The 1,944-nt window shown below is 73.4% G+C and carries 1 protein-coding gene and 1 pseudogene; both read left to right on the forward strand.

Annotated features, from left to right (window positions below):
* The first annotated feature begins 85 nt into the window (after nucleotides 1-85).
* The gene (locus KN815_RS41320; protein ID WP_216346926.1) at nucleotides 86-1,108 is read left to right on the forward strand and encodes a LacI family DNA-binding transcriptional regulator; all 1,023 of its coding nucleotides are present in this window, start codon (nucleotides 86-88) and stop codon (nucleotides 1,106-1,108) included.
* A gap of 490 nt (nucleotides 1,109-1,598) precedes the next feature.
* Nucleotides 1,599-1,944: pseudogene (locus KN815_RS41325) on the forward strand (serine protease); the annotation flags it as partial.

Below are 1,944 nucleotides of genomic sequence, written 5' to 3' on the forward strand. Positions count from 1 at the left end.
ACCCCGGCGGGGCGCCGGGCTCCGCGGCGAGGCCCGCTGCCGCACGACCGGCCAACAGCTAGCTGGACCCGCGTAGACTTCGCGCGTGGCCAAGGTGACGCGGGATGATGTGGCAAGGCTTGCGGGGACTTCGACCGCGGTCGTCAGTTACGTCATCAATAACGGACCCCGGCCGGTCGCCCCGGCCACGCGCGAGCGGGTGCTTGCCGCGATCAAGGAGCTCGGCTACCGGCCGGACCGCGTCGCGCAGGCGATGGCGAGCCGCCGGACCGATCTCATAGGGCTGATCGTTCCGGACGCCCGGCAGCCGTTCTTCGCGGAGATGGCACACGCCGTCGAGCAGGCGGCCGCCGAGCGCGGAAAGATGGTGCTGGTCGGCAACTCCGACTACCTCGACGAGCGCGAAGTGCACTATCTGCGCGCCTTCTTGGGGATGAGGGTGTCCGGGCTGATCCTCATCAGCCAGGGCCCGAGCGAGAACGCGGCGGCCGAGATCGAGGCGTGGGACGCCCGGGTGGTGCTGCTGCACGAGCGGCCCGAGGCGATCGACGACGTGGCGGTGGTGCTGGACGACATCGGCGGCGCGCAGCTCGCGGTGCGGCATCTGCTGGAGCACGGCCATGACTATGTGGCGTGCCTCGGCGGCACCGAGATAACCCCGACCGTCGGCGACCCCGTCACCGACCACGTCGAGGGCTGGCGCCGCGCGATGCTCGAGGCGGGCCGCCCCACGGAGGGGCGGCTCTTCCAGGCCCCGTACAACCGGTACGACGCCTATAAGGTCGCCCTCGATCTGCTGGCCGGCCCCGACCGGCCCCCGGCCATCTTCTGCGCCACCGACGACCAGGCGTTCGGGGTGCTGCGGGCCGCGCGTGAGCTGCGGATCGAGGTACCGCACGAGCTGGCGGTGGCAGGCTTCGACGATGTGAAGGAAGCCCACCTCACCGACCCCCCGCTGACCACGGTCGGCTCCGACCGCCCCGCGATGGCGCGCGCCGCGGTCGACCTGGTGCTGGACGACGGCGTCCGCCTGGCGAGTTCCCGCCGCGAGCGGGTCAAGCAATTCCCGTCGGCCCTGGTGGTCCGCCACTCCTGCGGCTGCGTCTAGCGCGGAGCGCTTCTGCCCGGGGCGGGGCCCTGGGGCCCCGACGGCCCCTGCTGTCTTCGCCGTCCGGCGGGATCGGTCCTGCGGCCCCGGACGCGGATGCCATGCGTGGCGCGCACCCGCCCCGCGGTCTCCCCTGTGGTCTCCCCTGCGGGGAGATTCCGCGCCGGGCGAGGCTTGTGATCCCGGCGTTTCCGTGGCCGTGCCCCGATGTCCGCGGAGGCGCCGCGCCCGCCTTACGGCGAGGCTCAGCGCCGCGGGCCGCGCCCGCGTGCCCGGTGGGGGCGCGACGCCCACGTTCCGCGGCGGGACTTGGCTGATCTGCGGTGCGGCCGAGGGGGTTTGGGGGCGCGGGGGCCGAGGGCCACGGCGGCCCTCGGCGTCCGGCAGGCGCGCTGCCGCGGGGGTGCCTTATGTCGGGCATACCGACTTCTGGTGGGGTTCTCAGCGGGCCCTCAGGGGACTCTCATACTTCGGTCGCACAGTCATAGACATGACGGACAGCACACGCCGTAGCGGCGCAGACGAGCCCTATCCCTTCTCGTACGGAGGTGGTGCGGGGTATCCCGATCCGCCCGCGTATGAGCCTCAGCAGGCGGTCACCACGCCGTCCGGGGTCACCGTGTGGCCGAGTGGTGGCAGTGGCAGTGGCAGCGGTGGTGGGGGCGGGGTCGGGGAGGAGGGCGGGGCGTTCGCGGGTGAGGGGGCGCATGGTGGTGGAGGGCGGCGCAGGGCGCGGGCCTCGCGTCCGATCGCGCTGATTGCGGCCGTGGCGGCGGTTTCGGCGCTCGTGGGCGGTGGAGCGGCCGCGCTGGTCACCAACGCCACGCAGAAGTCCG

This window comes from Streptomyces niphimycinicus (assembly GCF_018883605.1).
GTDB lineage: Bacteria > Actinomycetota > Actinomycetes > Streptomycetales > Streptomycetaceae > Streptomyces > Streptomyces niphimycinicus.